At 42.5% G+C, this 23,776-nt stretch carries 13 protein-coding genes; 6 read left to right on the top strand and 7 right to left on the bottom strand.

Features of this window, described 5'->3' with window-relative positions; genetic code table 11:
• Window positions 1–26: 26 nt before the first annotated feature.
• The 3 genes from B4B65_RS09905 to B4B65_RS09895 all read right to left on the bottom strand — a co-directional run bounded on the left by B4B65_RS09905 (window position 27) and on the right by B4B65_RS09895 (window position 5,947).
• Window positions 27–2,414: a PQQ-binding-like beta-propeller repeat protein gene (locus tag B4B65_RS09905; protein WP_293915500.1), complete on the bottom strand. Its 2,388-nt coding sequence runs from the start codon at window positions 2,412–2,414 to the stop codon at window positions 27–29.
• Window positions 2,415–2,647: 233 nt separating this feature from the next.
• Window positions 2,648–5,116: a mechanosensitive ion channel family protein gene (locus tag B4B65_RS09900; protein WP_293915499.1), complete on the bottom strand. Its 2,469-nt coding sequence runs from the start codon at window positions 5,114–5,116 to the stop codon at window positions 2,648–2,650.
• A gap of 96 nt (window positions 5,117–5,212) precedes the next feature.
• A complete protein-coding gene (locus tag B4B65_RS09895; RefSeq protein WP_201678900.1) occupies window positions 5,213–5,947 on the bottom strand; it encodes a GntR family transcriptional regulator in 735 nt (244 codons plus the stop codon).
• Between the two features lie 121 nt (window positions 5,948–6,068).
• On the opposite strand from B4B65_RS09895, the gene B4B65_RS09890 reads away from it, so the two are divergent.
• From B4B65_RS09890 to B4B65_RS09880, 3 genes are read left to right on the top strand one after another with little or no spacing between them, the layout of a single operon-like run.
• Window positions 6,069–7,391, top strand: coding sequence for a sugar porter family MFS transporter (locus B4B65_RS09890; protein WP_293915498.1), 1,323 nt, complete (start codon window positions 6,069–6,071; stop codon window positions 7,389–7,391).
• A gap of 38 nt (window positions 7,392–7,429) precedes the next feature.
• Complete coding sequence (locus B4B65_RS09885; RefSeq protein WP_293915497.1) at window positions 7,430–9,166, top strand: class I mannose-6-phosphate isomerase; 1,737 nt, start codon at window positions 7,430–7,432, stop codon at window positions 9,164–9,166.
• A gap of 37 nt (window positions 9,167–9,203) precedes the next feature.
• Window positions 9,204–10,496, top strand: a complete 1,293-nt coding sequence (locus B4B65_RS09880) for an amylo-alpha-1,6-glucosidase (protein WP_293915496.1) — start codon at window positions 9,204–9,206, stop codon at window positions 10,494–10,496.
• Window positions 10,497–10,608: 112 nt separating this feature from the next.
• Here B4B65_RS09880 and B4B65_RS09875 read toward each other — a convergent pair whose 3' ends face one another.
• The 3 genes from B4B65_RS09875 to B4B65_RS09865 are packed head-to-tail and all read right to left on the bottom strand — an operon-like array spanning window position 10,609 to window position 18,495.
• Window positions 10,609–13,764, bottom strand: a complete 3,156-nt coding sequence (locus B4B65_RS09875; RefSeq protein ID WP_293915495.1) for a GH92 family glycosyl hydrolase — start codon at window positions 13,762–13,764, stop codon at window positions 10,609–10,611.
• A gap of 30 nt (window positions 13,765–13,794) precedes the next feature.
• Window positions 13,795–15,384: a RagB/SusD family nutrient uptake outer membrane protein gene (locus tag B4B65_RS09870; protein WP_293915494.1), complete on the bottom strand. Its 1,590-nt coding sequence runs from the start codon at window positions 15,382–15,384 to the stop codon at window positions 13,795–13,797.
• Window positions 15,385–15,420: 36 nt separating this feature from the next.
• The gene (locus B4B65_RS09865; RefSeq protein ID WP_293915493.1) at window positions 15,421–18,495 is read right to left on the bottom strand and encodes a SusC/RagA family TonB-linked outer membrane protein; all 3,075 of its coding nucleotides are present in this window, start codon (window positions 18,493–18,495) and stop codon (window positions 15,421–15,423) included.
• A gap of 586 nt (window positions 18,496–19,081) precedes the next feature.
• Here B4B65_RS09865 and hisG point away from each other — a divergent pair.
• From hisG to B4B65_RS09850, 3 genes are all read left to right on the top strand, one after another.
• Complete coding sequence (gene hisG, locus B4B65_RS09860; protein WP_002996247.1) at window positions 19,082–19,933, top strand: ATP phosphoribosyltransferase; 852 nt, start codon at window positions 19,082–19,084, stop codon at window positions 19,931–19,933.
• 24 nt (window positions 19,934–19,957) lie between these two features.
• Window positions 19,958–21,244 carry a histidinol dehydrogenase gene (gene hisD / locus B4B65_RS09855; protein ID WP_293915492.1) on the top strand — a complete coding sequence of 429 codons (1,287 nt, stop codon included), beginning with the start codon at window positions 19,958–19,960 and terminating at the stop codon, window positions 21,242–21,244.
• A 208-nt stretch (window positions 21,245–21,452) separates the two neighbouring features.
• Window positions 21,453–23,480: a M3 family metallopeptidase gene (locus tag B4B65_RS09850; protein ID WP_293915491.1), complete on the top strand. Its 2,028-nt coding sequence runs from the start codon at window positions 21,453–21,455 to the stop codon at window positions 23,478–23,480.
• A 51-nt stretch (window positions 23,481–23,531) separates the two neighbouring features.
• On the opposite strand, the gene B4B65_RS09845 is transcribed toward B4B65_RS09850, so the two are convergent.
• Window positions 23,532–23,776 (bottom strand): hypothetical protein (locus tag B4B65_RS09845; protein WP_293915490.1); only part of this gene is annotated, 245 nt, incomplete at its 5' end.

Here is a 23,776-nt window from a genome sequence, read left to right as displayed (position 1 = left end):
TGAAAACCGTCTAAAGTTTATAGCTGCTATTTCATCTTAAAACAATGTACATTACCTGAAAAATCCGCTACATACATATAATGATCTGCAAGAGTTGCCTCGGCAAATACAGGCGCTCCCAATGTAATAGCCTGTACGAGTTTACCCGTCTGATCAAGCACATAAAACTGTCCGTCTGAAGCTCCGAAGTACAGATTGTTTCCTACAGCAATGACACTGCTTTCTACTGTACGAACAGGTTTATGCTGATCCGGACTGGTATAGGCTGAAGTATATACCAGTGCTTCTCCGGTATTAAACTGCCATTTTTCTTCCAACGTCTTGAGGTCGTAACTTTTCACACCACTTACAGATGTAGGCATGATCAGTTCACCGTTTAAAAGCAGAGGCGATGCCATTACCTTAAATTCATCCTCAAAAATTTTCTTTCTAATGGTCTCTCCGCTTTTCAGATCCAGTACAAACAAACCGTTAAGTCCCGTGGTGTATACATATTCACCATCAAAACTCACACCGCCGCTTCTGAAACGAAGTCCGTCATCATTTCTCTTCCACAACAATTTACCGGATGCAAGATTATGTGCAAATAAGCTATTCCAGTTGCTGCCTGTAAGCAGTACATCTTTTGCAATCAGCATAGATCCGGGCATCCCTTCACCGCTATTCCAATCCTTATTCTGCCAGATTACATCTCCTGTTTTGACATTTAAGGCCGACAGGTATTTACCATAACCGGTATAGTAAATACCTTTATCTATTACCCCTCCTGTTACATACACCGGCAGCGTTCCGCCGCTAAGATCCTTTGTCCATTTGGGTTTTCCAGTTTTGACATCCAGCGCATATACATTGCCGGCACCATCCGCAGCTAACACCAGCCCTTCAGCCACGTTCAACTTATTCTTAACAGAGCTTTTTGTACGATAAGACCAGATCTCTTTTCCAGTTTTTTTATCCAGAGCAACGATCTTGCTTTTGTCGGTCATTCCGTCATCAATAGTCGCAGCAAGTACCAGATCATCCACAACAAGCGGACTTGCTTTCCATACACTCGCTCCGATGTTGGCACTCCATATCAGCTGCAGAGGCTGATCAGCAACATTCCTGGCTAAGGTGAAAGGTTGTTTCTTTAATTCGCGCTCGCCGTTAGTATATACCACTTCAGTAAGCATTTCATAATTTACGCCATAAGCTACTTTGCCTAATGCCCCCTGCCCTCTCCAGTTCCAATCACTCCGTTGTTCCAGTGATTCTTTAGCGATCTGTTTTCCATACGGGTCATAGATATACGTATGGACTCCGGTTACAGCTCTTTCACTATCATAGATATTGACATTTAACTCCAGTTTATTACCATTCACGGTATTCATACCAGCCGCAGCAGGACTTACTACAGCCACATGCCCTCTCAGATTAGCATATACAGGCTGCACATGAGTAACTCCGTTTCTATCGATGTCAATAGCCATAAACTGACCAGCTGAATTATCGATGCCTCCTTTATTCGGAGCTCCGGTAGAGATCACATACACATTGCCTTCGCCTACGCGTTGTACAAAATTATTATGCCAGTGCCCAAACAGCCAGGCTTTCAGATTATACTGTTTGAGGTCAATCTGCTCTGTCTTACCTTTCATCACAAAATCCTTCCCTACTGCAAAGTCATGATTGATAAAGATCAAAGGCTTATTCTTATCCTTTGCAGCCAGATCCTTTTTCAGCCAGGCGATCACCTGATCCTGTGTATAGCTTGGTGCATAGTCGCCACCGGCCATAGGTGTTACCACAAAATGAGCAGGACCGGCATCAAATGAATAATAGGTAGGACCAAACAGATCCTCAAATAGTTTTTCACCGTATTCCCCTTTTACGAGATCATGATTACCAACAGCGTAATAGGTAGGTCTGCGCATCAGTTCTGAATTGACCTGACGGGCATGAAACTGCATACCCGGTTCGTAACAGATATCGCCGGTATGCATAATTAATGAAGCCCCCTGCTCACGTGCGTAATTACGGACATTATCTATCCATTGCCCGTAGAGGGGTGTTTCAGTATCGGTAATCTGAATAAAACGTAATTTATCAGCCGATTGATTTTCATCCTTTACCAAGCTGAAGTCATATGTTTCATCCGCTTTGGAAAGTTTAATATAATGTGTTTTCCCGGCCTTATAACCCGATGGAACAGTAATGAAAAGAAAACGGGCTTTTTCATGAGGTTTAATATCAAATTTGCCATTCGCATCCGTTTTGACAATATCATATCCGTCTGATACGAGGATATCTCCTACTCCTTTTTCATTCAGATCCGGTTTCTTATTATCATTAAGATCGATGTAAACCTGTCCGCGATACTGTGCATGTACCAGTTGAGCAGTTAAAAATGCACTGATAAGTAATATTTTTCTCATGATGACATAGGGGCAAACTTTGCATGTGCAGCAGTTTGCTGAAAATTATTATTTTAGAATTGATTATTCGTTTTTAATGATGCAACATACTACAAACTACACCAGTTGTTTATAAATATTAAAAAATACAAAAACGAAAGGCATATATTCCGGCAAAAATAAGCGCTGTAGTTTAGCATTACTTAAACTCAATGTTAAATAAAAAATTTTATCCCTGCAAAATAATTTTATTTTTAGTCTTTTGGATCCTCCTCTTTCTCAGATGCGGAAGTAATATGAAGATCCTGTTGAGGAAATGGAATAACGATACCTTCTTGCTGAAAGAGCTGATGTATGGCCTGCATAAGGTCACTACGGATCTGCGAAGCATCTCTCAGGCTTCGTACCCAGAAATATATATCCATATCTATAGCGCTATCAGCAAACTGATTGTACTGTACGACAGGCAAAGGAGACGTCAGAATACTTGCCTGTTTGCCAATCACAAGTAACAGTAAGTCCCGGATATGTTGAAGATCGCTGTCATAAGCGACCCGCAATACGATGTGCATGCGCTTTTTATAGCCACCCAATGTCCAGTTGATGACATGAGAATTGAGCAAATCCCCGTTGGGTAAAACAAGATCAGCCCCGTCAACAGTTGAAATAACACTGCTTCTGAAACCAATAGACTTGACTGTCCCGCCTTGTCCGCCGACCTCGATTACATCTCCCACATTGACCGGTTTTTCAAAAGCAATGATCAATCCGCTCACCAGATTATTAACCAGCGTCTGCAAACCAAATCCAACTCCTACGCCTAATGCTCCCAGGATCAGCGTAATCTTATCCATCGCGATACCTGCTGCAGCAAAGGCAAGAAAAAGTCCAAGTACAATAATCGTAATCCGGATTAGCAACAGCCAGCTACCTACTTTCAATTTTTGCTTACGTTGCCCTTCCTTGCTGTTCCATTGCTGATCAGATGCGAAATATGAAACAACTTTTGAAACGACTGTAGTGACGATCATAATAACAATAAAAGTCAACAGATTATTGATCGAAAAAGTATAGCTTCCTAAGGTATGTTCCTGTTCGAAAAAGTTCTTTAGCGGCTCGGATATCTGCCTGAACTCGTAGAAGTTACGACCAAACAACACAAACCAGCCAATCACAAGGAAGATGTAAAAAAATGCTGGTGCCTGTGTCCCTACCCGGTTATAGTTCAGATAAAACAATCGTTGCTCCTGATGTGTATAAACCAGAGAGGCATACTGCAGGCCTTCATTAATTAACCGCACGACCCACAAAAACAGAATTGTGATGATCACACTTAACAGTCCCGATACCATCAGCACTTTAGCCAGATTGTACTGGCCAAAAACAACACTGAAACATGCTGTCAGTGTAAATGCTGTCATAAGCCCTATGGGATACAATATCCATCGTTCCCGCAACTCTTCGTGTTGCTTTCTATTGATCAAGGCATACAGTCCGACACCGAAACTCCATGCAGAAATAATCAGGATAAACCATCGTTCCGGTCTGGAGGCTTGCAGAATCATATTATCCGTACACGCCAGCACAAAGAATACGAAGAGAGCCAGCCATATCTTCATCCAGTAAGCACTTATATATGTACGAAAGATAACGGAAAGTAATATACCGGAGAGTATCCACAGCAGCGCACTGAAAATAAAGGGCGGAGCCGGAAATATAAACTGAAAAATACTGCAAACAATAATAATCGCTGAACAAACCGGATGACGGATTACTAGTCCTTCTGCTTTCTTCTCTGCTTTTTCCTGTTGACTTAAGAATACCTTTTTCAAAGAAGTAAGGTAATAAGCGGAGCATAATATCAGGAAAATAAGAAAAAGCAATTTACCCCAATGTGCTTTGAAATAAAACACCATTACTAAGTAAGCCTTATGCACAGAATAATAGAGAAGCTCAGAAAATGGACGGTCAAAAGTGTTAGGCTCCCATATATTTACAAACTCCTTATTAAAAATCCGCTCAGAGATCTCTTTCTGATAAAAGTTAATCTCTTCCATATGTGCATTCAGCCGAAACAGTTCCAGATTAATCTTCGTTTGTAAATGCTGAATATTATAAATTGCTGTCTTTAAGGATTGGGTGACAGGAGATATCTCTACTGCCACAGCACGCAACTGTTGGATATAATTAACAAGTTCTGCCGAATCTGTCGGAAACTGAAATAAGGAAGGATCATTTGACAAGGAATCCAGTGCAAAACGAAATTGTATAAGTTGAGTCTGGTACCGGTCTATTCTGTTTTTCTGAACAGCTACATCTTTTGAAAGTCCGACAAGTACATTGTAGGATGTCGTCAGGTTACGGGAAGTCTGTGCCGTTCCCAAATGATTAAAAACTCCATCACCGGCTATTTCGTGCCATTTTATAATATTATCCAGATCCGAATTTATCTGTAAGGAGTCTACTCCGTTTTTAAGAAAAGCACGCGCTCGCTGATTAGTTCGCTTGATCTGCTCGAGAATCTCATTTTGGCGTACCATAGCACGATCAGCATCATAATCCTTCCGGCTTCTGGCGGCCGATTGTTTTGCAAAGTCCTGCATCTGACTTACAAAATCCTTCTTCACAGCACTATCCTTCGCTAACGTATCGGTCTGCAAAGCATCTGCATACGCCCGGCAGAAAAGACTACAAAATAGGATAACGATTATAAGCTGTTTCATATTCGGTTGGTAGATATTGCATAAAAATAAAGCATTTCATGCATATTATCTACATCGAGAACAAGAACTTAATCTATATTTTGATTGGATAAAGACTTAATAATCTCTGCGGCTTTCGACCGTATAGGTAAAACTTTCTGCTCTGTAATAGCCCAGATTATATTCAATAGGACGTCCGGACTGATCATACACAAAACGCTTTCGGGATAAAATGGGATCTCCCTGATTGATTTCCAGTTTGTCTGCTATAAACTTATTCGCAGCTTTAGCATCAATTTCTTCCTGAGAAAGATCGGCTATAATATGGTGATCCTGTTCCAGAATCTCATACAAAGGACGTTTGAAATCCTCCTCACCGGTTAATCCGACACGAGGATGAAAATAGGAAACAAAGTAGACAAAAGGATCGTCCTTCTTTCCTCTTAGGCGCTCCAGTTTCAGGATCTTCTGATCTTCCTTTATATCAAAGAAATGCATAATACTTTTCTCAGGGACTACCCAGCTTACATGCAATTCAAAGTTTTTGACTTCTATTCCTCTGTTTTTCATCTCCTGAGAAAAGCTCAGCCAGTTTTTAGACTTTGAGCTGAATTTGGATGTGACGACTTTGGTACCTACTCCCTTCTTACGCACCAATAGTTCTTCATAAACCAGCTTATTGATCGCAAGGCGCAGTGTCGTACGTGAAATAGCAAGACGACGCGCCAGTTCTACTTCATTAGGTAATAACTTGCCGTCAATATACTCCGGATCCTTGATAAGTTCGCGAAGTAACATTTCGGCCTGTATGTGTAAAGGAACGGGACTCTTGTGGTCTATCTGAAGATTCATAATACGCGGATAAAATTTTCTGCTTTGCTGTTTCAATAGCTAAAGTAACATTATTTGGAGAATTAAAAAAATACACATATGTTTGTATGTATGTACATATTAAAATAACCAATGTAAATTTATGAACACACTCTTTAAACTTATTATTGCAACGGTCTCTTTGGGCGGGCTGCTTTTTGGATTTGACATGGCTGTTATTTCGGGTGCAGTACCGCTGATTAAAGCTCATTTCAATCTGACACCCGGACAGGAAGGTATGTTTGTCTCTTCCGCATTAGTAGGTTGTATTATAGGTGTGCTATTTGCCGGACGCTGGAGTGACCGCTTAGGCCGAAAATCCACGCTCGTCATTGCGGGTACATTGTTCCTGGTTTCTGCAATAGGCTGTACTTTCAGTCCGGATTTCATCTCTCTGCTGACCAGCAGATGGGTTGGTGGTCTCGGTGTGGGTATTGCCTCCATAGTTGTCCCCCTTTACATTGCTGAAATATCACCGAGTCAGTACCGTGGCCGTACAGTGACGATCTATCAGTTAGCGATTACGATAGGTATACTGGCGGCATATGTCAGTAATGCACTGGTACTAAAATATGACATCAGTATCGCTTCCGAACATTGGCGCATGATGTTTCTGCTTGGTGCAATTCCGGCCTTATTGTTATGTCTGGGACTATTTATAGTACCCGAAAGTCCAAGATGGCTCATCCTGAAGGGAAAAGAAAATATGGGATACCAGATACTTGCCCGATTAAATATAACCGACCCCATCACTCCTGTAGCTCAGGAAGAACGACAAAAAGTATCTCTTTTCTCGCCGATCTACAGAAGAGCTTTTATACTGGGACTTTTACTTCCTTTATTTTCACAATTGAGCGGTATAAATGCTATCGTCTACTTTGGTCCGAGTATCCTGCTTCAATCCGGCCTTTCACTGGACAGTTCTGTGCAGGCACAGGTGTTTTTCGGACTGGCGAATGTGATCTTTACCTGTGTGGCCATCTGGAAAGTAGACACCTGGGGCAGAAGACCGCTGTATCTCACCGGTACATTAGGAGCTACGATCAGCTTACTGTTAACAGGCTGGTTTCTGAGTCAGGATATCCATACCTATGGTAATCTGCTCATCGTGTCCATCCTTTGTTTTCTACTGTTTTTTGCCTTTTCTATAGGTCCCTTAAAGTTTGTGGTTGCATCGGAGATATTCCCGGCGGCTATCCGTGCGCGGGCTATGGCAGTCAGCATCCTGGTCATGTGGGTTGCGGATGCCATCATCGGCCAGCTTACTCCTATCCTGCTCGATCAGTGGGGAACAGCATGGACATTCCGGGTATTTGCCATCTGCTGCGCAATTGCCTTTATTACAGTATACTACCTGTTGCCTGAAACCAAAGGAAAACGTCTCGAAGAAATAGAGGCATATTGGAAATCAAAAATCAAAAAGTAATATTAAAAAAGATAACATATCATTAGTCATATCATAACATGGAAATCGAAGTAAAAGATAACAGCGTAAACTATACTATATTACCTACACATAAAGCCAAAGGTCATATCTACAGCGGATATGATTCACTGGCCACAGCTTTGTCTGCCGAATCGCTTTATATACTTGACGGATATATCGGAGTGAACTGGCAGGAAATTGTTGATGGGCTTGAAACTGCTTTTCGCAAAAGTGCGGTAAATGTCCGTTTTATACCTTTCGAAACAGCCCTGAAAGAAACATATGAAATCGAGGATATGGTACAACCCTTTTTAGGGGGTGACGACCCTTTGTTCGGTTACAGAACTTATCTTTCCATCAGCGATTTTTACGATCTGGCAAAAATAAAAATGCTCGTACCTGCACATGCTGAAGGATTGACTATACTTTACGGTACTGGAGCAGCATGTTACGATACAAAAGCTCCTCTCGCCTACTTTGATTTGCCTAAAAATGTACTTTCTCATCGAATGCGTCAGGGTCTGGTCAGCAATCTCGGAGCAGATATTCAGGAAGACAAGAAACAGATCTACAAACGATTTTATTTTGTGGACTGGGTCGTATTGAATAAACATAAGAAAAACATACTTCCGCGGACAACTATTATGGCTGATCAGCAGCTTACAAACCACATCACCTGGATGTATGGCAAAGACCTGCTGGATACATTGAAAGATATGTCAGCCTCCTTCTTCAGAGTAAGACCCTGGTTTGAGCCGGGTGTTTGGGGCGGACAATGGATGAAAAAGCATATGAAACAACTGGATCAGAACGTCGAAAATTATGCCTGGTCGTTTGAGATGATCGTTCCGGAAAACGGACTGGTACTAGCTGACGGAGATCATCTTCTGGAAGTTTCCTTTGATCAGTTGATGTATACTGCCGGCGAACAGGTACTGGGTAAAGCATATAGCCGGTTTGGAGATGAATTTCCGATACGCTTTGATTTTCTTGACACATTTGACGGAGGCAACCTTTCTATACAGTGTCATCCGGGAACACAATATGCCAAAGATAAGTTTGGAGAGAATTTCACACAGGATGAGACCTATTATATTGTGGATTGTGAAGAAAATGCAGAGGTATATCTGGGCTTTCAACACGATATACAGCCCGATGATTTCCGAAATGCATTGGAAGAAAGTTTTAAAAACAGTACGGCTATTGAAATTGAAAAGTATGTTCAGAAATTCACGGCTCAGAAACATGATCTCTACCTGATCCCCAACGGTACGGTACACGCATCCGGAAAAAACAATCTGGTGCTGGAAATCAGCGCCACACCTTATATTTTCACATTTAAGATGTACGATTGGGTACGTCCGGATCTGGACGGGAAGCCCAGACCACTTAATATAGCACGTGCATTTGAAAATCTGGATTTTTCACGCAAAGGAAGTGTAGTACAGGATACATTAATATCCAAACCAAAGGAGACGGTATTGGATGCCCATACAAATTATATTGATCTGCCCACTCACGAACAGCATTTCTACACGATATGCAGATACGACTTTACGGATCAGGTATCTGTAGAGACAAAAGGCCAATGCCATATTCTTATGCTCGTAGAAGGATCAGCAATCGAGCTGACTACTGCAGACGGAAAACAAGAGGTCTTCCATTTTGTAGAAACTTTTGCGGTACCTGCTGCTGCCGGTTCATACAAGCTGCGTAATCTGGGTGAAAAACAGGCAAAAGTAATTGTCTCATTCGTCAAAGATGAAGCCTGTTAAATCATGTAAAACAATCACTTATAAACTATAAAAAATAATGAATAGAATAGCCTTATTAGCCTTAGCAGGTCTACTCACAGCATGTGGTTCGTCTAACGGAAAGAAAGACGCAGCTTCACTGTCCACACGTATGGAAGCGGATTCGTCTCTTCAGATCGTCAAAGACAAAGCACTGGAAATCGTTAAGTCCGGATTCAATGCCGGAGACGGATACAGTGAAGTATGGATCAGAGATTACAACACATTTATCACTGTTGCTGCAAAAGTACATCCGCACGAATTAATCAAAGAGCAATTGCTTACATTCTTCCGCTTACAGGGGGAAGATGGCAATATTGCGGATGGTTTTGTCACAAAAGCAAGCCTGAAAGGCAAGCCCTCAGATTATTATACCATTACCAATGTGTTGGCTCCACAGTTTGCAGCTCATAAGAATACCGTCGAAACAGATCAGGAAACATCACTGATACAAGCTGTCCACAGGTACATCAAAGCGACAAACGACACCAGCTTTCTGGAAACCAAAGTGGGTACCGCAACAGTGAAGGAACGTATGGAACAGGCTATGGATTTTTTGATGAAGCACCGTTACAATGAAAAGTACGGCCTCCTCTGGGGAGCAACAACCGCAGACTGGGGAGATGTACAACCGGAACATGACTGGGGTGTACATCTGGATGAAAATTCTCATCTCGCTATTGACATCTATGACAATGCCATGTTCCTGATCGCATTGGACAATTATATGGATATGGTGCCTGCAGCCGCTACGAAATGGAATTCAATACGGGAGGAGATAGCAGGTAATACAATGAAACATTTATGGGATGACAAGAATCAGAAGTTTATACCCCATATTTACCTGACCAGCTCTCCGTTTGACAAAAGTTTTGATGAAAATCAGATTTACTATCACGGAGGAACAGCTGTTGCCATAGAAGCTAATTTACTATCAAAAGAACAGATCAAAACGTCTCTTGATAAAATGATTGCTAATGTCAAAGCATCAGGAGCGGCGACCATAGGACTGACCCTCTACCCAACCTATCCGGAGGGGTCATTTAAAAATAAAGGGATGTACCCTTACGGTTATCAGAATGGAGGTGACTGGACCTGGTTTGGCGGAAGAATGATTCAGCAACTTATCAAAAACGGCTTTGAAAAGGAAGCCTACGAACAGTTGAAACCGATGCTTGATCGGGTCATTGTCAATAAAGGCTTTTTTGAGTGGTACACCAAAGACAATAAGCCTAAAGGGTCAGGAACATTTCGCGGAGAAGCGGGTGTATTATATGATGCCATTGTATTACTGGAAGAGACACAGAAGTAACAAAAAAAACAGCATCCGGTAAAACTGGATGCTATGTAACATTAAAAGATAAATACATTTAAATATTTCAAGTGTCCGGGGATTAAGTCCCGGGCACTTTTTTTTCAGGTATCTACTGGGCTACAGGAATACCTCCTGTTCCCCAGTTTTCGTTGGGTATTGGTCCCATTTCAAGTATGAGTGAACCACCTTTCAAAACTTGTGAGGCAGGAAACCAGCAGTTATCAAGTTTCACCCCATTTAATGTAGCTTTCTGAATATACTTATTCTTTTTGCTTGTATTTCTGGCTTCGATCACAAACTCTTTCCCTCTTCCGTACCGGTTACCCAGGTCGACAGTTACTTTCTCAAATAGCGGACTTCCTATCTCATAGATCGGATCTACTCTGGACCCTCCGTCCATCTGAAACAATCCGAGTGCATTCATCACAAACCAGGCGCTCATCTGTCCCTGATCCTCATCTCCCAGGTACGCATTAGACAAGCCATGTCCGTAATAGCGGTCCATAATCGCCCGACTCCATTTTTGAGTAAGCCAGGGCCGGCCGCCCCAGTTAAACAGAAATGCAAAATGCATAGATTGCTGATTCCCCTGTACAACCGGATAATCCCAGTATTGATCATTCGGACCATTGAAGCGCCATTTGTAACTCTCCTCAAATCCCCACTCCAACCGTTTCAGAAATGTATCCTTGCCGATACGCCTTGCTAATCCGGGGATATCCTGTGGCACAAAAAAAGTTAGCTGCCAGGCATTTCCTTCTACATAATGCTCGTTGGCACCTGATTTGAACGGATCAAACTCCTTATACCAATCTCCTTTTGCATCCCGCATACGTGCGTAACCAGTCACGGTATCAATGGCATTTTTCCACCAGGATCCACGCGCTCTGAATTGATGGAATTCCCTCTCCTTATTTAAGGCTTTCGCCATCTGCGAAACAGTCCAGTCGTCAAAGCTATATTCAAGTGAATTGGAAAACCGTCCCTGATCATATGGTACGTACTGATGTTGCAGATAGGTCATCAGATCCCTGTTGCCCGCATAACCGCCTTCTACAGGAGCAGATGCTGTCGTCTGCATTTTGACCATTGCTTCAAACGATTTCTGCACATCATAATCCCGGATTCCCATCTGGTAGGCACTTACCATAAGTGGAATTTCATGCTCTGCAACCATGACTGGGATATATTCCATACCGGCAGGACCTTTAGCCAGCCAGCCATTGGCATCATACATCGCCAGCTGAGAACGCACCCATTTGCTGGACCATTCCGGTGTCACCAGATTCCAAAACTGGTTCAGGTTCCAGAACGTATTCCAAAAAGCATCACATCCGAGTGCTACATCTGTAGATCCCGGAAGTTTACGGATCTTCTCATCAGCTGATACCCAGCTTCCGTCTACATCGCTGAATGTATTTCTGCTCGCAAGAGAACGATACATATTGGTATAAAAACGCTCTTTCTGTAAGTGGTCATTTGAGTTTATAGAAATTCGTCCCAATTGTTCATTCCAAATCTGCCTGTGGTGGGTATATACCTTATCGAATGACCAACCAAATGGCTTACTGATCTCCTGTTGCAGATTCAAATCTGCATTTGCAATACTGACATAAGAGATTCCGGTTCGCAATTGTACTGTTTTATTTGTTTTGGTATCAAACTCGACATACATCCCGGCATCGGTCACTTCCGATTCATCCAATGTTTGCTGCATCAGCACCTCCCCGTTTTTCCAATATCCGAAATTCCGGATCGGACGATCAAATTCCATTACAAAATGTACATTATACTCCTGGTCAATACCTCCTGACCATACATGCTGGGACAGTTGCCTGCTCACTCCCTCAATCCGGTAATCGCTTATTTTGGTCAGCTTTACGGCTTTGATTTTGTAATCATACTCCGTAGACAATTGCAGATCAATCATGATCCGCCCCGTATCCGCACGATGATACGTATACTTCTGGAAGCTCGTTCGTGTTCCCGCTGTCAGTTCAGCCGTAATATCATAATCCGTCAGATCCACACGATAATACCCTAAAGGAGCCTTTTCGGTTGTCTTATCGATGCGTGATCTGTATCCTCTATCCGGATTATCCTGATCACCCATATGAATATTAAGCTTTCCTGATACCGGAAAAGTACCCAGACCTGTCATCGTCCATTCATGGATATGGCTGAATGTTCCGATAGATTCTATAGTAGGATCATATCCGGCCTGCCATCCGCTACGCTGATTATCCGGGCTTAGCTTGACCATCCCGAATGGCATCCAGGGTCCCGGTGCAATCATCCATCTGGAATGCGCCACTCCCATCATCGTGTTGACATAGTCTGCCGGACTAACGAGCTTTTGTGCCGACCGTTTCACCGTCCCTGCTCCTATTTTCAATCCGTCTGCACAGATTTCGTAACGACTTGTTTTGGAATTTTTCACTGCCGGCATAGGGGCTTCCAGCACATACCTTCCGATATCCAGATGCTGCTTCAGAATGCTGCTTCCATCGAGCATAACCTCTAGTTGCGCATGTTCTTTCAGGGATGATACATCCACTAAAAGAGCCTGAAATTTTTTATTTCCTTTTTCTGTCTCATAATCCGCTGCTGACACGGTTTTCAACCAGGCTGTACCAGGCTTTAAGAGATTAACATGTGCCGGACCATAGAGTGATAAATTATCAAATATCAGCCATCCGCCCTGCAGGGTAGTCAATGTGATATGGTTTGAGCCGTCTTTCAATAGTCCCTCAGGGATTTCAATCCGAATGCTTTGGTTTTCGGCCCGGTCAAACGGACCTACCGGATTTTCGTGGCCATTTCCCTTCTTTAGCAGAAAGTAGTACGGTTTACCATTGACAGAGATCTTAAATGAAGGGGCTTCTTTAGGATCAGTCTGTAAAATATTGACTTCAAAACCGAACTTATCCTGTGCAGACAGATGCCCGAGTCCAAAATCAATATTCAGAAAATGGGAACGTATACCTGCAGTTGGTCCCGTTCCTCCCCAGCTGTTGACCGGTCCGGGTAAGACATAAGGCCATTCGGTCTGACTATCTGAATGACCGATCATAAATGACCGGTCTTCAAATCCAAAATCTTTCTCAATAAAGTGTTTATAACCTTCCGGAGCCAGCGCCATTCCTGCCGGACTACGATCTTGTTTTCCAATCTGCCAGATCACTTTACCACCAGGCTGTGCCTTTGCCTGAAAGACAGCACCCAACAGGAAAAAAAACAGGTAACTTATTTTAATTATTTTCACTTTAGACTGTATACACATATTTTTTCTTCTTTAATATCCCGGATTTTGCTCCAGAAGCGGATTTCGCTGTAACTCATCTGTAGGAATAGGTAACAACAGATTTTTCTCCAGAATAGTGGCTCCTTTATCATTTGCATGGCCGATCACCGCTTCAAAATTAATATTTCCGTCAGTTGTACCTGCAGGAACCGGAAACATTCTTGTACGCTGTATATCAAACCATTGTCTTCCTTCAAATACAAGTTCGCGATACCGCTCTTTCCAGACTTCCTTGACAAACTGATCTGCCGGAAGACTTCCCAATTGCTGGCGGATAATCGCCGGATCCGTCTTCCAGTACGCCCTTGCTCTTACCTGACTGAGGTAATCCACCGCTTCTGCTGTGACACCTTCTGAAAGTGCTATCGCCTCTGCCGCCATCAACAAGACATCAGGATAGGTATATATCGGTAAATCTTTGCCTGAGGTCGCTGTCTCAAATGATGCCTGATCATCCTGCCACATGTAAGGCGCAGTCGGAAAATTAAGGATCGTTCCGTTTGCCCGTTCCAGTGAAGAATGAAAAAACTGTTTTTCCTGTATACGAAGATCATCTGCAGCGCCATAGCCCTTCAGAAATTTAGACGAAGGACCATAAGCATTATTGGTAATCGCAAATACAGTAGCAGAAGTAGCTGTCGTTGGAAAAGCCCAATGTGCATGTGTGGAAGTCGCAATTCCTACAGTAAACTCATAGGAATAAATATATTCATTGCTTACATTATCGACCAGACGCAATTTATTATAAGCTGTGCTTTTCAGGTTGACAGAGCCATCCGGATTGCGGTCATGTGCCGTAAGCTGATAAATCCCGCTCGTGATAATGGAACGTGCTACTGCCGCACTTTTAGCATATTCATTCTGCTGTAACGGGTATCCGCTCATAGTCAGATAGACATCGGCCAACAGTGTTGCAGCCGTACCTTTACTTACTCTTCCTGCATTTGCGGACATGGTCTTATCCGCAAGATTTCCCTCATTGACAGCAAAAGTCAGATCCTGTACAATCAAAGCATAAACATCTTTTACCGGAGAACGTTTCACATTGATATTTTCCAGATTCTCATAAGGTTCGGTTATCAAAGGTACATCACCAAACATTCTCACCAATTGAAAATAGCCCTGTGCTCTGAAAAAATAAGCTTCTGCCAGCAATTGACTTCGCTGAATATCAGATAAACCCGGTGTTGTCGGGATGTATTTGATTGCATTATTTGATCTCGATATACCCCTGTATATGGTACTCCAGATGTCGTGAAAATAAGTGGATAAATTGGTGGCATTAAAGGTCATGTTCTGTGCATGCTGTACATGTACTTCCTGCCCCTTGAAATCATTGTCTATATATCCGGTAAGATAAGGTCCGAAGAACATCTTGGAGCCGGAATAATGAGCACCCGAACCATCATACAGCTGTGGAGCTCCATTTCGGTACAAACCGTTTACAGCGTTAGTAGCATGCTCAGGTTGCGTGAAATACTGGTTGCCGGCGAGTTCATCCTTTGGGTTTTCTTCCAGAAATTTTTTACAGGAAGTCATCATGGCAAGTGTGATGATTATTAATATTATAGTCGGTTTCATGAGTTGTTATATTAAGATTAACATAAATTTTGGATACTAAAACTGAAAGCTTGTACCTATCGTAAATGTGCGGGGTTTTGGATACTGGTGAAAAAAGATGTTTTGTCCCCATTGATTATCACCCCATGAAGTAGCTTCCGGATCATATCCTTTAAAGCTGTCCGAAGTAATCAGAAATGCATTTTGCACACTTGCATATACTCTCCAGTTCTTAAGACCCCATTTTTGCAACTGATCGTTGTGAAATGTATACCCCAGACTAATGGCATTTACACGTAAGAAAGAACCGTTTGCCACCCAATGATCATCTACTTCACTGTTTTGTCCCGAATATGGACCGTTGCGTATCTGCTGGATCACTGTATTTTGATTTTGCTCGGTCCAGCTATCGTACAATGTTCTGCGAAATCCGTTGGAATAGCCTGTACGGTCTTCTGTAGAATGAAAAAACTGCTGCAGGATATCCACTCCATATACAAACTGCATATCTACCCCAAGATCCAGTTGTTTGTATCTGAAATTGTTAATAAAGCTTCCGGTCCAGTCCGGCAACCCTTTACCGATAATGGTCCGTTCTGCACTGCGTTTGGCTTCACCGGGAATAGCACCGACTTTAGCCGCTTCTGCCGCCTCCGCTGTACCCCAGGTACCTAACCTTCTGTATCCCCAGAATGAGCTCAGACTTTCACCGACACGTAAAATAGTCTGACTGCCGGATACCCAGCTGGGACCGGGAAAAATATCTTCATTATTCGCTCCGAGTGCCTCTATCTGATTTTTATTGTATGTAAAATTCAAGGTAGATTCCCAGTTGAAGTCGGAAGTTTTGACTGGTACAGCACTTACCAATACCTCTACCCCTCTGTTCGATACAGAACCGATATTATCCCGTACAGCCATAAATCCGGTAGACGAAGGCACAGGTCTGTCCAGCAACAAATCTGTAGTCAGCTTGTGGTAGTAATCCAGCCCCAGTTTCAGACGTCTGTCAAACAAAGCCAGATCCATCCCGATATCAAATTGCTTTGATTTCTCCCATTCCAGATTAGGATTCGGAAGTCTGTTGATATAACTCTGAGATACACGTGTACCATTGATCAGAGTCGTTTCAGAAGATATGGTACCTAATGACTGATAGGTCGGAATTTCCGTATTTCCGGTGACCCCATAACTTGAGCGCAGCTTCAACTCATTGATGGCAGATACATCTTTCAGAAACGGTTCTTCTGAAATTACCCAACCGATACCTGCAGAAGGGAATACACCGTATTTGTTGTTTTCACCAAACCGTGATGATCCGTCAATACGTCCTGTAAAAGTGAGAAGATATTTACTTTTATAGCTGTAACTTCCCCTCAGAAAGTAAGAATTCATTGCCCATCTGTCATATAATGACCCTGGAGCACCTGGTTGACTTGCAGCCTGAATGCTATTGTAACGGAAGAAGTTATCGGAAAATCCCTTTGCTGAAATCCAGTTATTCTCCGCTCTTCTTTCCTGCCAGCTGAGACCAATCACTCCGTTGATACGATGATCCCCAAAATCCTTGTTATAATTCAGATACGTCTCTTCCTGCCAGTAAAAAGAATGTTGATTTTCTATATATGCATAACCCAGCGGAGCAGAAATATTAATCAGGTCTGTAGGATCATAATTCTGGATCAGATTATCATTTTTATCAAATCCGAATTGGGTGCGCAGATCCAGCCCTGGAAGAATATGAAAAGTCAGATAGGTATTTCCGAAAATTTGCGTGCGTTTGCGTAACCGGTCCTGCGTAGTCAATACATGTACCGGATTCGGAATAGATTCCAATGAATATGCATCTGTGATCATACCACTGTGTGCCCAGGTTCCGTCCGGAAATCTGACCGGAAATATCGGAGGCATTTCCAGCATAGAACGTCGGGGCATCTGATGACCTCCCTCTTCTTCAAACTCATTCCCACGGGTATAGTTTACGAGTACATTTGTACCCATAGAAAGCCATTTTTTAGGTTTGGCATCATAAGCCAGTTTACCATTGATCCGTTCCAGCCAGTTGTTAAGCATAATTCCTTCGGTCTTGGCATAATTCATAAAAGCTCCGAACGAGGATTTTTCACCCTTGCCCAATACAGATAGCTGATGATTGTGGGACAATGCAGTACGGGTAGCTTCATCCTGCCAGTCTGTGTCATACAAGGGATTGCCCTGTGCGTCAAACAGTCTGGGATCTGAAGTTGTAAATACCGGGGCCGTGCCGGTAGGATTATATTTGCTGTAATTGTCAAAACCCCTTTTTATCACTTCCAGAAATTCCTTTGCATTCAGCAATTCCAGCTTTTTAGGTAATACCCCTATGCTCACAAAACCATCATATCCGACCACTACTCCATCTGTAGACGCGCCACGTCTGGTGCTGATCAGAATAACACCATTGGCTCCTCTGGCTCCATAAATAGCAGTAGAAGAGGCATCCTTCAAGACTTCCATACGTTCGATATCATTGGGATTTAGAAACTGCATATTCTCCATGACCACTCCGTCAATGACATATAGCGGACTTGAAGACGAATTAATCGTACCCAGACCCCGAATCAGTACACGGGGACTTCCGGTAGGAGATCCGGAATTGAGAAATACATTTACTCCAGCGACTTTGCCCTTTAAAGCTTGCAAAGCATTATTAACCGGAACATTCAGCAGTTCTTTGGAAGATACTACCGCAACCGAACCTGTCAGGTCAGATTTACGCTGCGTTCCATACCCCGTGACAACGACTTCTTCCAGTTCTTCTCCAGATGCGGATAAAAGGATACGCAGATTTCTTTGCGATCCGATGGTGATCTCCTGAGATTTCATACCGATAAAACTGAAGATAAGTACCGCTCTTTCATCCTTCACTTCAATCTGAAACTGTCCTTTATCATCTGTAGTCGTCGCATTGGCGCTCCCTTTCTCCAGGATGCTGACACCTGTTAAAGTAGAAGACGAATTTCCGTTTTCAGAGACCATCCCTCGTATCACGAGCCCACTCTGAGCGGATGCAAGATAAGGACAGGCGAGCAAAAAGAGCAGCACTGCCCGGAAACAGGACATAAAATGTCCATACATTTTGTTTTGATTCATGGTTAGTTAGTTTAAATTGGAAAAGTATAAGTTTATGGTTATTTGATTCGTTCTGGAGATAAAAAAATGGTCTCAACACTGCACTCAAGCACATTTTAAAGAGCATAAGAGAGCAGTATCTGATACTATCAGAAATAATCGATGATGAGATTTATTTTACAGAAAACTGTAGTATTTCCCCGATTGATGTAAACAGGAATCCTCATAACATTGGTTTTTATAATGTCGCACATTAAATGTACATACATACAAACATATTAATATATTAAAAAGATTCCAACTTTTTTTTTCATTTATCAGCAAAAGCAGGTATGTCGTTGTTTCCGGATCTTCTGGTGAAAAAAAATCAGATGTTATGTAACTTTTTATTTATTTCAAAAAACAGACATTTTTATTTGATAATTAGCAATAAAACTCTATTTTTGATCCGTTATTAATACAAACATGATTTATACTCACGTACATCATTTTCATTTCCATCATCGCCCCTGCGGCGATATGTAATTGATATGTTTCTACGTGAAGCATTTTTCCCCTTGTGTTTGAATCCTATTTATTAATAATTTACTGCTAACATTATAAAGCGTTGAAAAATCTCAAAATAGCTATCCAGAAATCGGGTAGATTAAATGAAAAATCAGTCCAATTACTCAAAAACTGCGGTTTAGATTTCGAAAACTACAAAAGTTCACTGATTACCTCTGTTGCCAACTTTCCTCTTGAAATACTGTTCTTAAGAGATGATGATATCCCCGGATATGTGGAGCAGGGTATTGCAGATCTGGGCATTGTAGGAGAAAATGTGATTGATGAATCCGAAGCACAGGTTTCTTATGTCAAACGTTTAGGTTTCGGAAAGTGTACACTCAAATTAGCGGTGCCAAAAGACAGCAAGATCGAAGATCTGAAAGACCTGAATGGCAAGGCTATTGCGACCTCCTACCCTGTTATCCTGAAAAATTTTCTGGATGAATACCAGATCACGGCAGATATCCGTTTAATATCAGGATCTGTAGAGATTTCTCCCGGTCTGGGATTGAGTGACGCGATCTGTGATATCGTATCGACAGGCGGTACATTGAAAAGCAACGGTCTGAAGCCATTTGCAGATGTACGTCGCTCAGAAGCAATCCTTATCGGAAGAAAAGGTCTGGAAGATAATCTGATCCTGACAGAATTGGTGCAGCGTATAGAATCTGTACTGCTGGCCAAAGAGACCAAATATGTGGTTCTCAATGTCGAGAAAAAGAATTTACCGGCGATTACCTCTCTGCTGCATGGTGTAAAGAGTCCTACAGTCGTTCCGTTGGCCGAAGAAGGGTGGGTAGCCGTGCATACGGTTATTTCGGAAGATGATTTCTGGGAGAAGATCAATACACTGAAATCTGCAGGGGCACAGGGAATAGTAGTGATGCCGATCGAAAAGATTATCTTGTAGGTGTAATCAATAAGAGAAAACAACATGTTGAAAAAGTATAACTACAGTCAGCTATCTGCACAGGAAATTGCTGATCTGGTAGACCGTAATACAGACCCCTCATCTGCGATACAGGATACTGTCCTGCATATCATTGACGAGGTGCGCCGGCACGGAGACCGTGCATTATTGGATTATGCGCATCAGTTTGACAAAGTCAAGCTTGAAAAACTGTATCTGGATGCGGATGATATTGACGAACTGGCTTTCACAATCAACAGAGAACAGCAACGGGCATTGGAAATTGCTTTCCAGAATATACACAAATTTCACAGTTATCAGCTAAAGCGTGAGCGTGTAGTCGAAACTATGCCCGGTGTAAAATGCTGGCGTGAGCCCCGCCCTATCGAAAAAGTAGGCCTTTATATCCCGGGCGGATCTGCTGTATTACCCAGCACACTGCTTATGCTTGGCGTACCGGCGCGTATTGCCGGATGTAAAGAGATAGTGGTCTGTTCTCCTCCCCAAGCCAGTGGCAAGATCAATGGCTTTGTGGCCTATTGCCTTAAACTGTTAAATATAAAACGTATATATCTGGTCGGTGGTGCTCAAGCTGTGGCAGCAATGGCCTTCGGAACAGAGAGTATTCCAAAAGTGGATAAAATCTTTGGTCCCGGAAATCAGTTTGTGACCAAGGCAAAAAGTATGCTGCAGGGTATGACAAATGTTAGCATTGATATGCCTGCAGGACCGTCTGAGGTATTGGTGCTTGCTGACGAAACGGCTAATCCGGCATATATAGCCGCAGATTTGCTGGCACAGGCCGAGCATGGAGTGGATAGTCAGGCCGTACTGGTAGCTACTTCCGACACCCTGATAGATGCCGTTAATAAACATCTGGACGAACAACTGGCGGTATTACCACGTAAAGAGATGGCACAAAAAGCATTGGAAAACTCTTACGCCATCCTGGTCAGTGACCTTACAGAAGGTATGAAATTTTCGAATGCCTACGCTCCCGAACATCTGATCATAGAATCTGATCAATGGAAATCTATTTCCAACCAGATTCTTAATGCCGGGTCTGTATTTTTAGGCCACCTGACACCGGAAAGTGCAGGAGACTATGCTTCGGGAACAAACCATACTTTGCCTACTTCAGGTTATGCCCGCTCTTATTCTGGAGTATCAGTAGACTCTTTTGTCAAAAAGATCACGTTTCAGCATATCTCGGAAGAAGGTCTATTACAGATCGGCTCTACTGTAGAAATACTGGCCGAACTGGAAGGTCTTCACGCTCATAAGAATGCGGTCAGTATCCGCAAAGGCTGATCCGGAACTTTTTCTCTTAGTTCTCTATCGAGACATATTAAAAACTTGTGCGTCTGTTCATACGATTCCGTCTGCAGACGCACATTTCTTTTCCTCTCTCTATCTCTCTCCTGTCTATTCCCAACATTTTCTATCATTATTTTGCCATTATTGTAACTTTGGGATTCTAAAATTATTGGCTCTGCTATTATAATCTTAAATTTACATCATGAGTATTTTAACGAACTATTTTGACACAGTACATAATACTGCGCCATTTTCCCAGATAAAGAATGATGATTATATTCCAGCTTTTGACATTGCGATAGAAGCAACCCGAAAAGAGGTAGATGCTATAGCACAAAATCCGGAAGCCCCCACATTTGAAAATACAGTAGCCGCCATGGCTTATTCAGGAATGACACTGGATCGCATATCCAGTATCTTCTTTAATCTGCATTCGGCCGAAACAAGTGATCAACTGGAGCAGATCGCACAGGAAATTGCACCTAAACTTTCTGAACTAAGTAACGATATCACGTTGAATTTTGATCTTTTCAAGCGTATAAAAGCGGTATATGAACAAAAAGATCAGCTGGACCTTACCACAGAGCAACAGACATTGCTGGAAAAAAGTTATAAGGACTTTGTCCGAAATGGTGCGCTGCTTAATGATGAGCAGAAAGAACGCTTACGTAAAATAGATACAGAACTGTCGGTATTGAAGCTCAAATTTGGTGAGAATGTACTGGCAGAGACAAATGCTTACCAGCTTCATATCACAGATGAAAACGATCTTGCAGGACTGCCGGAAGGAAGTATTGAAGCGGCAAGAGCATTAGCACAGTCTGAAGATAAAGAGGGATGGATATTTACTTTGGATTTCCCTAGTTACCTGCCTTTTGTCACCTATGCTGATAACCGTGAGCTACGCAAAGAGATCGCTGTGGCAGCAGGAAGAAAAGCTTTTCAGCAAAACGAATATAATAATGAAGAGATTGTTCTTAAAATCGTCAACTTACGTTTCCAGCGGGCGCAACTTTTAGGTTACAAGACACATGCAGATTTTGTACTGGAAGAACGTATGGCACAGCGTCCTGAAAAAGTAGACGCTTTTCTGAAAGAATTACTAAGTAAGGCTAAGCCGGCCGCTCAGAAAGAATTTGATGAACTGGCTGCATTCGCAAAAGAAAAAGACGGTATTACTCAACTGGAAAAATGGGATGGTTCGTATTATGCTGAAAAATTAAAACAGGAAAGATTCAGCCTGGATGACGAAAAATTAAAACCTTACTTTAAACTGGAGAATGTACTGAACGGGGCTTTCGAAGTTGCAGAAAAATTGTTTGATATCCGCTTCAAAGAAGTTCACAATATAGACAAGTACCATGAAGAAGTACAGACATTCGAAGTCTCGGATAAGGAGGACAAGTTAGTTGCTGTCTTTTACGCTGACTTTTTCCCGCGTAAAGGAAAACGTAACGGAGCATGGATGACATCTTTCAAACCTCAGTATGTAAAAGATGACACCCAGCATCGTCCACACGTATCTATTGTCTGCAACTTCACCAGACCTACCGCTACAAAACCTTCTCTGTTAACTTTTAATGAAGTCACCACCTTATTCCATGAATTCGGACACGCTTTGCATGGAATGCTGGCAGACACCATATACCCTACACTGTCAGGAACTTCTGTTTTCTGGGACTTTGTAGAACTGCCCAGTCAGATCATGGAAAACTGGTGCTATGAAAAAGAAGCGCTTGCCCTGTTCGCCAGACATTACGAGACCGGTGAAGATATCCCGATGGATCTGGTAGAAAAAATCAAGGAAAGTGCTTCTTTTCTGGAAGGAATGGCCACGATACGCCAGCTTAGCTTTGGTATGCTGGATATGGGATGGCATGGCCATGATCCGGCAAAGATCAAAGATCTGAAAGCATTCGAAACCGAGCAATTCTCAGATACACAACTTTATCCGGATGTAAAGGAAAATGCGATGACTCCGGCATTCTCACATATCTTTAATGGCGGATATTCATCCGGGTACTACAGTTACAAATGGGCAGAAGTACTGGATGCTGATGCATTTGATTACTTCAGTCAGAATGGTATTTTCAATAAAGAAATTGCAAAAAAATTCAAGGATAATATTTTATCTAAAGGAGGTACAGAACATCCTATGGTTCTCTACAAACGATTCAGAGGACAGGAGGCTACACCTGACGCACTGTTAAAACGGGCAGGTTTACTATAGAATAAGAAAGGGCGGAAATAAATTTCTGCCCTTTCTTATTTTTATGGATGGTTAAGCATCCTTTTTATCTGCATCTGTAGTAGCTGTACTTGAAGCTGCAGGCGCTGTTGCTGGTTTAGCCGCAGAAGAGGCTGCCGTAGTCTTTGCCGGAGTTGCTTTTGCTGCTGCTGGTTTAGCTGCAGAAGACGCCGCCGTAGTCTTTGCCGGAGTTGCTTTCGCTGCTGCCGGTTTAGCTGCAGATGATGCCGCCGTGGTTTTTGCAGGAGCTGCTTTTGCTGCTGCCGGTTTAGCTGCAG

It is taken from the genome of Sphingobacterium sp. UBA5789 (genome assembly GCF_002418355.1).
In the GTDB taxonomy this organism is placed as follows: domain Bacteria; phylum Bacteroidota; class Bacteroidia; order Sphingobacteriales; family Sphingobacteriaceae; genus Sphingobacterium.
The sequence above is the reverse complement of the archived record's forward strand: the minus strand, read 5'-3'. Positions and strand labels throughout refer to the sequence as shown.

Excerpts from the sequence above, each read along its gene's own strand:
- B4B65_RS09905 (WP_293915500.1), bottom strand. The coding sequence starts at position 2,414 with ATGAGAAAAATATTACTTATCAGTGCATTTTTAACTGCTCAACTGGTA.
- B4B65_RS09900 (WP_293915499.1), bottom strand. The coding sequence starts at position 5,116 with ATGAAACAGCTTATAATCGTTATCCTATTTTGTAGTCTTTTCTGCCGG.
- B4B65_RS09895 (WP_201678900.1), bottom strand. The coding sequence starts at position 5,947 with ATGAATCTTCAGATAGACCACAAGAGTCCCGTTCCTTTACACATACAG.
- B4B65_RS09890 (WP_293915498.1), top strand. The coding sequence starts at position 6,069 with ATGAACACACTCTTTAAACTTATTATTGCAACGGTCTCTTTGGGCGGG.
- B4B65_RS09885 (WP_293915497.1), top strand. The coding sequence starts at position 7,430 with ATGGAAATCGAAGTAAAAGATAACAGCGTAAACTATACTATATTACCT.
- B4B65_RS09880 (WP_293915496.1), top strand. The coding sequence starts at position 9,204 with ATGAATAGAATAGCCTTATTAGCCTTAGCAGGTCTACTCACAGCATGT.
- B4B65_RS09870 (WP_293915494.1), bottom strand. The coding sequence starts at position 15,384 with ATGAAACCGACTATAATATTAATAATCATCACACTTGCCATGATGACT.
- B4B65_RS09865 (WP_293915493.1), bottom strand. The coding sequence starts at position 18,495 with ATGAATCAAAACAAAATGTATGGACATTTTATGTCCTGTTTCCGGGCA.
- hisD (WP_293915492.1), top strand. The coding sequence starts at position 19,958 with ATGTTGAAAAAGTATAACTACAGTCAGCTATCTGCACAGGAAATTGCT.
- B4B65_RS09850 (WP_293915491.1), top strand. The coding sequence starts at position 21,453 with ATGAGTATTTTAACGAACTATTTTGACACAGTACATAATACTGCGCCA.